Below are 8,861 nucleotides of genomic sequence, written 5' to 3' on the forward strand. Positions count from 1 at the left end.
TCACGACAGCAGCCAGACCCCTTGAGCGACCGGCATCCCCGGCGCCCGCAGCGAGGTGCGTTTCCATGCCGACGACCCCGGAAGAGAAGCGCGCGAAGCTGGCCCGACTGCTGGCGGAGAAGGCCCGGGTGGTGCGCAGGGCCCCCGCGTCCTTCTCCCAGGAGCGGATGTGGTTCCTGGATCAGTGGAGCCCCGGCAGCGCGCTCTTCAACATGCCCGCGGTGGTGCGCCTCACGGGCGCGCTGGATCCGGACGCGCTCGGGCGGGGCCTCCAGGCCCTGGTGGAGCGCCATGAGCCCCTGCGCACGACGCTGCGCGAGGAGGAGGGGAGGCCCGTCCAGGTCATCGCCCCGTCGCTCGTGCTGAAGCTGGAGCGCGAGGACCTGCGCGGCGTGCCGGAGGCGGAGCGCGAAGCGCACGCGTGGAGGGCCGTCACCCGCGACGCCCAGCGCCCCTTCGTCCTGTCCGAGGGACCGCTGGCGCGCGCCACGCTCTACGCGCTGGCGGAGGAGCAGCACCTGCTGCTGCTCAACCTCCACCACGCCATCGCGGACGGCTGGTCCATGGGCGTGCTGGTGCGCGAACTGGCGGCCGTCTACGCCGCGGCCCGGGCGGGCACGAGCGCCAGGCTGGAGGCGCTGCCCCTGCAGTACGCGGACTTCGCGGCGTGGCAGCGCGCGACGCTCCAGGGCGAGGCGCTGGAGTCCCAGCTGTCCTGGTGGCGCGGGAAGCTGGATCCCGACGCGCGCCTGGAGCTGCCGGCGGACAAGGCGCGGCCGGCGACGCTGGGCTCGGCGGGCGCGCGGCAGTTCCTCACGCTGCCGCGGGAGCTCACCCAGACGCTGCGGGACTTCAGCCAGCGCCACGCCACCACGCTCTTCGTGGTGTGGGTGTCCGCGTTCCTGTCGCTGGTGTACCGCTACACGGGGCAGGAGGACGTGGCGCTGGGCACGTTGGTGTCGGGCCGGGACCGCGCGGAGCTGGAGGGGCTCATCGGCCTGTTCATCAACACCCTGGTGCTGCGCACGCCGCTGTCCGGCCAGCTGCGCTTCCGCGAGCTGATGGCCCGGGTGGGCGACACGCTCTCGGAGGCCCAGGCGCACCAGGGCGTCCCGTTCGAGAAGCTGGTGGAGACGCTCAAGCCCGAGCGCAGCTCCAGCCACCTGCCGCTGTTCCAGGTGATGGTCATCCACCAGAACGCGCCCGGCGCGGTGCTCCAGCAGGAGGGCCTCACGCTGGAGGTGCTGCCCGTCACCACCGACACGACGAAGCACGACCTCACCCTCTACGCCACGGAGCTGCCCCAGGGCCTGCGCCTGTCCGCCGAATACAGCACCGACCTGTTCGAGGCGCCCACCCTGGCGCGACTGCTCGCGCACCTGCGCACGGTGCTGGAGGGCGCGCTGGCCGCGCCGGACACCGCCCTGCGCGACCTGCCCCTGCTCTCCGAGGCGGAGCGCCGTCAGCTCCTGGTGGACTGGCACGGCGCGCGGCAGGTGTACCCGGAGCAGGAGGACCTGGCGTCGCTCGTCGAGGCGCAGGTGGCGCGCACCCCGGACCGGGTGGCGCTCGCGTTCGGGGACGCCACGCTCACCTACGCGCAGCTGGATGCGCGGGCCAACCAGTTGGCGCACCGGCTGCGGGAGTGGGGCGTGGGGCCGGAGTCGCGCGTGGGCGTGTGCCTGGAGCGCTCGCTGGAGCTGGTGGTGTCGCTGCTGGCGGTGCTCAAGGCGGGCGGGGCCTACGTGCCCTTCGACCCGGGCTACCCGGCGCAGCGCCTGACGTGGATGTTCCAGGACGCTCGCCCCACGGTGCTGCTGGCGCAGGAGCACCTGGTGCCCGGGCTGCCGCCCCACGGGGCTCGCGTGGTGTGCGTGGACGCGGAGGCGGAGGCGCTGTCGCGCCTGCCCGCGCATGCGCCCGCGCGCCAGCCGCTGCCGGACGCGCTCGCGTACATCATCTTCACCTCCGGCAGCACCGGCCGCCCCAAGGGCGCGATGAACGCGCACCGGGGCGTGTGCAACCGCCTGCGCTGGATGCAGGCGGAGTACCGCCTGGGCGCGGACGACGTGGTGCTCCAGAAGACGCCCTTCAGCTTCGACGTGTCGGTGTGGGAGTTCTTCTGGCCGTTGATGACGGGCGCGCGGCTGGTGGTCGCCCGGCCCGGCGGCCACCAGGAGCCCGCGTACCTGGCGCGGCTCATCCGCGAGGCGGGGGTCACCACGCTGCACTTCGTGCCGTCCATGCTCCAGGTGTTCCTGGAGGAGCCGGAGGCGCGCGGCTGCGCGTCGCTGCGCCGCGTGGTGTGCAGCGGCGAGGCGCTGCCCCTGGAGCTCAAGGAGCGCTGTCTCCAGGTGCTGCCGCACGCGGGCCTGCACAACCTCTACGGCCCCACGGAGGCGGCCGTGGACGTGACGTACTTCGCGTGCACGGCCGGCGACGGCCGGCGCTCGGTGCCCATTGGCCGGGCGGTGGCGAACACGTCCATCCTCATCCTGGACCCGGTGTTCCAGCCGGTGCCGGTGGGCGTGGCCGGGGAGCTGTACATCGGCGGCGTGCAGGTGGGGCGCGGCTACCAGTCCCGGCCGGACCTCACCGCGGAGCGCTTCGTCCCGGATCCGTTCAGCGCCCTGCCTGGCTCGCGGATGTACCGCACGGGGGACGTGGCGCGCTGGCTGCCGGACGGCGAGGTGGAGTACCTGGGGCGCGCCGACTTCCAGGTGAAGGTGCGCGGCCTGCGCATCGAGCTGGGGGAGATAGAGACCGCGCTGGAGCAGCACCCCACCGTGCGCCAGGCGGTGGTGCTGGCCCGCGAGGACGTGCCCGGCGACAAGCGGCTGGTGGCCTACGTCGCGGGCCGGGCCGGCGCGACCGTGGACGTGGACGGGCTCAAGGCGTCGCTCCAGGCGAGGCTGCCGGAGTACATGGTGCCGCCGTCCTTCGTGGTGCTGGACGCGCTGCCGCTCAGCCCCAACGGCAAGGTGGACCGCAAGGCGCTGCCCGCGCCCACGCTGGAGCGCGCGGCGCAGGAGGCGCGCGTCCCGCCCCAGACGCCCACGGAGGAGGCCATCGCCGCGCTGTTCGGGGAGCTGCTGGGGGTCGCGGACGTGGGCGCGCGGGACGACCTGTTCCGGCTGGGCGGCAACTCGCTGCTGGCCACGCGCGTGCTCGCGCGGCTGCGCGCGCGCTTCGGCGTGGAGCTGTCGCTGCGCGTCCTCTTCCAGCACCCCACCGTGCGGCAGCTCGCGCGGTGCGTGGACGACGCGCGCGCGGGCACCGCGGCCCCGGTGGAGCGCGCCGCCCCGGCCCGGGAGCGCCACCCGGTGCTCCCGCTCACCGAGGACACCGCGCCAGAGGACACCGGCGGCCCGCCCGCGCGCGAGCCCGCGTCCTCCGTCCTCTCCGCCGAGGAGCGGCACCGCGTGCTGGTGACCTGGAACGACACCGCGAAGGACTTCCCTCGCGACGCGTGCCTGCACCACCTGGTGGAGGCCCAGGCGCGGCGCACGCCGGACGCGGTGGCGGTGGTCGCCGGCCCGGTGCGGCTCACCTACCGCGAGCTGGAGCAGCGCGCCGGACGCCTGGCGCGGCGGCTGCGGGCCCTGGGCGTGGGCCCGGAGGTCCGCGTGGGCCTGTGCGTGGAGCGCAACGCCGACATGGTCGTGGGCATGCTGGGCATCCTCAAGGCGGGTGGGGCGTACGTGCCGCTCGACCCCACGTACCCGCGGGAGCGGCTCGCCTACCTGCTGGAGGACGCACGCGGCCCCGCGCTCGTGGCGCACGCGCACCTGGTGCCCGCGCTGCCCGCGCACCCCTGCCAGGTGGTGTGCCTGGAGGACGACGGGGAGGCGCCGGGCCAGGCGCCCCCGGACACGTCGCTCACGCTGGCGCCCCTGCCGGAGAACCTGGCCTACCTCATCTACACGTCGGGCAGCACCGGGCGGCCCAAGGGCGTGGCCATCCCGCACCGCGCGGCGGTGGCCTTCCTCACCTGGGTGCACGGCGTGTTCTCCGCGGAGGAGCTCCAGGGCGTGCTCGCGTGCACGTCGCTCAACTTCGACCTCTCCGTCTTCGAGGTCTTCGCCCCACTGACCCGGGGTGGCCGCGTCATCCTCGCGCGCAACGCGCTGCACCTGGCGGAGCTGCCCCAGGCGTCGGAGGTGACGCTCGTCAACACCGTGCCCTCCGCCATGGCGCAGCTGCTGCGGCTGGGCGCGCTGCCGCCCTCGGTGCGCACCATCAACCTGGCGGGCGAGGCGCTGCCCGCGTCGCTCGCGCGGCAGGTGTACGACACGCCCACGGTGCAGCGGCTCTACAACCTCTATGGCCCGTCGGAGGACACCACCTACTCCACCTTCGCGCGCGTGCGCCCCGGCGAGGTGCCGCCCATCGGCCGGCCGCTGTCCAACACCCGCGCCTACGTGCTGGACGCGGACCTGCGGCCGGTGCCCGTGGGCCAGCCCGGGGCGCTGTACCTCGCGGGCGAGGGCCAGTCGCGCGGCTACCTCCACCGGCCGGACCTCACCGCGGAGCGCTTCCTGCCGGAGCCCTTCGGTCCGCCGGGCTCGCGCATGTACAAGACGGGGGACCGCGTGCGCTACCGCCCCGACGGCGCACTGGAGTACCTGGGCCGCGACGACTTCCAGGTGAAGGTGCGCGGCTTCCGAATCGAACTGGGTGAAGTGGAGGCCGCCGTGCAGGCCGCCCCCGGCGTGCGCGAGGCCGTGGTGCTGGCGCGCGAGGACGTGCCCGGCGACAAGCGACTGGTGGCCTACGTCGTCGCCCGGGACGGGCAGACGCTGGACGCGGCGGCGCTCAGGGACGGACTGCGCCGCACGCTGCCGGAGTACATGGTGCCCGCGGCCTTCGTGGTGTTGGACGCGCTGCCGCTCAACCCCAACGGCAAGGTGGACCGCAAGGCGCTGCCCGCCCCCGTCCTGGAGCGCGCGAGCCCCCGTCCCTACGAAGCCCCCCACACGCCCACGCAGCAGCTGCTCGCGGGCCTCTGGCGGCAGGTGCTGGGCGTGGAGCGCGTGGGCCTGGGCGACCACTTCTTCGAGCTGGGGGGCCACTCGCTGCTCGCGACGCAGGTGGTGTCGCGGCTGCGCGCGTCGCTGCGCGTGGAGCTGCCGCTGGAGGCCTTCTTCCACGCGCCCACGCTCCAGGCGCTCGCCGCGCGGGTGGACGCCGCGCGCGACGCGGGGGATGCGGTCCCCGCCGTGCCACCGCTGCTGCCGGTGCCCCGGACGGGCCGGCTGCCGCTGTCCTTCGCGCAGCAGCGGCTGTGGCTGCTGGACCGGCTGGAGCCCGGCGGCAGCGCGTACACCATCCTCGCGGCGCTGCGCCTCACCGGGCCGCTGCACACCCGGGCGCTGGTGAGGAGCTTCCACGCGCTGCACCAGCGCCATGAGAGCCTGCGCACCGTGTTCCACGAGGACGCGCAGGGCCCGTTGCAGGTCATCCTGCCGGAGCTGCCACCGGCGCTGGGCTTCGTGGACCTGACCAGCGTGCCGGAAGCGGAGCGGGAGCGCGAGGCGCTGGCGCTCGCGGCGGCCCAGGCGGAGGTGCCCTTCGACCTGGCCCGGGGGCCGCTGGTGCGCGGCCTGCTCGTGCGGCTGGGAGCGGGGCACCACCTGCTCGTGGTGACGCTGCACCACATCATCTCCGACGGCTGGTCCTCCGCCGTGCTCACCCGGGAGCTGTCGTCCCTCTACGAGGCCTTCAGCGCGGATCAGCCGCCCGCCTTGCCCGCGCTCCCGCTGCAGTACGTGGACTACACGCTCTGGCAGCGGGCGTGGCTGACAGAGGACGTCCTCGCGTCGCAGCTGGCGTACTGGCGCCGCCAGCTCGCGGGGGCGCCCGCCGCGCTGGAGCTGCCCACTGACCATCCGCGCCCCGCCGTGCAGACCTTCCGGGGCGGGCGCGTGCCGGTGCGGCTGGGCCTGCCGCTGTCGGAGTCGGTGAAGGCGCTGGGCCACCGCGAGGGCGTCACGCCCTTCATGGTGCTGCTCGCCGGCCTCCAGGCGCTCCTGTCGCGGCTGAGCGGCCAGGAGGAGGTGGTGGTGGGCTCACCCATCGCGGGCCGTCCGGCGCCGGAGCTGGAGGACATGCTCGGGTGCTTCGTGAACACGCTGGCCCTGCGCACGCGCGTGGACGCGGGGGAGGGCTTCCGCGCGTTGCTCGCTCGCGTGCGCGAGGTGACGCTGGGCGCCTACGCGCACCAGGACGCCCCGTTCGACCGCGTGGTGGAGGCGGCGCGTCCGGCGCGCGAGCCGGGCCGCTCCCCGCTGTTCCAGGTGCTCTTCGTGCTGGAGAACGCGCCCGTGTCCCAGCCCATGGGCCCCGGACTGTCCTTGAGCTTCGTGGACGTGGAGCGCCAGTCCGCCAAGTTCGACCTGACGCTGGCCCTGTGGGAGGAGCCGGAGGCCGGCCTCACCGGCGTGCTGGAGTACAACCGCGACCTCTTCGACCCGGGCACCGCCACGCGCTGGGCCGGCCAGCTGCGCGCCCTGCTGGAGCAGGCGGTCCTCACGCCGGACGCGCCGCTGTCCCGCCTGAGGGCGGGCCTTGCCCCCGCGGAGCTGCTGGTGCCCCTGCGACCGCAGGGGACGCGCCCGCCCTTCTTCTGCGTGCATGCCATTGGCGGCACGGTGTGGGGCTACGCGGAGCTGGCGCGGCAGCTGGGCGAGGACCAGCCCTTCCACGGCCTCCAGGCGCCGGGCCTGGAGAGCGGACAGCCGACGGTGGATTCACTGGAGGACCTGGCCGCGCTCTACGTGGAGGCGATGCGCACGGTGCAACCCCACGGCCCCTACCGCCTCGGCGGCTGGTCCATGGGCGCCCTCATCGCCTTCGAGATGGCGCGGCAGCTGCTGCGCCAGGGCGAGCAGGTGGAGCGGCTGGTCTTCATCGAGCCCAGCCCCACGTCCTACGCGCGCGGCCTGCGCGTGGACGACCCCACGACGCAGGGCCAGCTCTTCACCGTGAACCTGGCGCACACCACCGGCCTGCCGCAGACGCTGCCCCCGGACGTGCCGCCCGGCGACTCCGACCGCCTGCTGCGCTACCTGCTGGAGGCCGGACAGCGCACGGGCGTGTTCGGCGCGGAGGTGGGGCTCGCGTGGCTCCAGCGGCGTCAGCGCGTCTTCAACGCCTGCCTCGCCGCGCTCTCCGGCCACGTCCTCGAGCCGCTCGGGGTGCCGGTGTGGCTGCTGCGCGGCACCGAGGCCCACGTGGACGAGGGCGGCGACCGCACCCGGGGCTGGGCCGCGCTCACTCCGGACGCGCGGGTGGTGGACGTGCCGGGCACCCACTACTCCGTGCTCCAGTCGCCGCAGGTGGAGGTCCTGGGCCGGGCCCTGGCCCGCGTGCTGGAGTCGCCCCCGGAGGAGTCCTCCAGCCCCGCGGAGGCCGGCACGGAGCGCACCCCCACGGCGGGCCCGCGCCCCTGAGTCGCTCCGGGCCCGGAGGACCGGGCCCGCGCCGAGCGCGTGGAAGATCAAGCCGCCTACTGGAGATGAAAGGCTTCTGCGCCGGCTCGTGGCCAGCCCTGGCAAGCAGGCAGGCTCAAGGGCCTCATCCCGCCGTCAGCCAGACAACCTTCACATCAACCTGTATTGATGGCTATACATGAACATCCTAGAAATCATATCCCTGCCATGATTGGCGGTCACTCGCATCCACTGCTTGAAGGAGTCTCGACATGATGAATCGCACCGCCCTGCTGGGATGGATTCTTGCCGCTGCGTTGGGAAGCGCCTGCGGCGCTGGCGGAGATGAGCCCTCCACCCCGGAGTCTCTGGGAACCACCGAGTTGTCGGTGGCGGCCGTTGAGCTCAACGAGGCTTCTGGAAGCTGCGACTTGGGGAACTACGTCACCATCGGCTGGGATGGTGGAGAATACGGCAAGGGGTCGTACAACAAGGCCACCGACAACTTCTGTATCTGGGATGAGAAGGAGGACAGCATGCGCGTCGGCGTCCACTGGAAGCTCGGGGACGGCTCCCGCCAGGGCATCTGTTACTTCACCGGCGGGAACGGAAACAGCGGGCGATGCAACAAGGAGCTTCCCGAAGGAAAGCATCTGGACATGCGCATCGGTCGCTGCAACGGCAGCGTCTATCCTTGTAACGCCCCCTCTGGCGCCGGCTGGCAGTGGGACCCTTGGGGTAATGGCACGTCGACCTGACCGGGCATGAGCACGGGCTGGAGGGTGCGTGGCATCCTCCAGCCTGGCGGCCGCGTCAGTTGCAGTGAACACGTACGACGTTGACACTTGCCACTGAATTCTCGACGCCGAAACCTGCGGACAGGTCCAGGCACTTCCCTGCCGAGGGCTTGGAGTAGACGGGACCGGCGTAGGTCGTGAACTGGCCAAAATCGAAGTCATCCCAGCTGCCGGACGTGCTGGAGACTCGGATGTAGACAGTCCGGTTCATCTTCACGCCGCAGTTGGCGTAGCACTCCGCTACGCCGCAATTACGCGTCCCGTTGTAGTAGAGATTGTAGTGACCATTCACGGCCCCCTTGTTGTTCTTCATCGGGTACGTATCAATGAGGCGATAGCTAGCGCCACACAGGTTGGTCGCCGCCTGCTGGACGCTCCCATTGGAGGGTGCGGTCTCCGTTTCCTGCTCCTCCGGTCCGCAACCGCTTGTCACCAGAAGGCAAGCCGTGGAGAGGGAGAGGATCGCTGCGAGGGCATTCATTTTCATGGGAATTTCCTAAAGAAAGGGTAACCGTTCACCGGCTCATGCTGCGTTTGCGAACTGAGGGGCCTCCGCGAGAGGCAGCAGCGAGGGTGGCAGTAGGCTCCGACGGTGCATGCGCAGCGTGTCCGTCAGGAAGTCCAGCACACCCCG

The 8,861-nt window shown here is 72.7% G+C and carries 3 protein-coding genes; 2 read left to right on the plus strand and 1 reads right to left on the minus strand.

The annotated features are described in order from the left end of the window. Window positions 1-65 precede the first annotated feature (65 nt). Both AABA78_RS38390 and AABA78_RS38395 read left to right on the plus strand, forming a co-directional pair. Window positions 66-7,451, plus strand: coding sequence for a non-ribosomal peptide synthetase (locus AABA78_RS38390; protein ID WP_338270498.1), 7,386 nt, complete (start codon window positions 66-68; stop codon window positions 7,449-7,451). A 251-nt stretch (window positions 7,452-7,702) separates the two neighbouring features. Further along, on the plus strand, window positions 7,703-8,188 hold the full coding sequence (locus AABA78_RS38395) for a hypothetical protein (protein WP_338270500.1): 486 nt from the start codon (window positions 7,703-7,705) through the stop codon (window positions 8,186-8,188). A 55-nt stretch (window positions 8,189-8,243) separates the two neighbouring features. Here the strand turns inward: AABA78_RS38395 and AABA78_RS38400 are convergent, their stop codons facing one another. Beyond that, window positions 8,244-8,714: a hypothetical protein gene (locus tag AABA78_RS38400; protein ID WP_338270502.1), complete on the minus strand. Its 471-nt coding sequence runs from the start codon at window positions 8,712-8,714 to the stop codon at window positions 8,244-8,246. Window positions 8,715-8,861 lie beyond the last annotated feature (147 nt).

Origin of the sequence: Corallococcus caeni (genome assembly GCF_036245865.1) — a bacterium.
Lineage (GTDB): Bacteria > Myxococcota > Myxococcia > Myxococcales > Myxococcaceae > Corallococcus > Corallococcus caeni.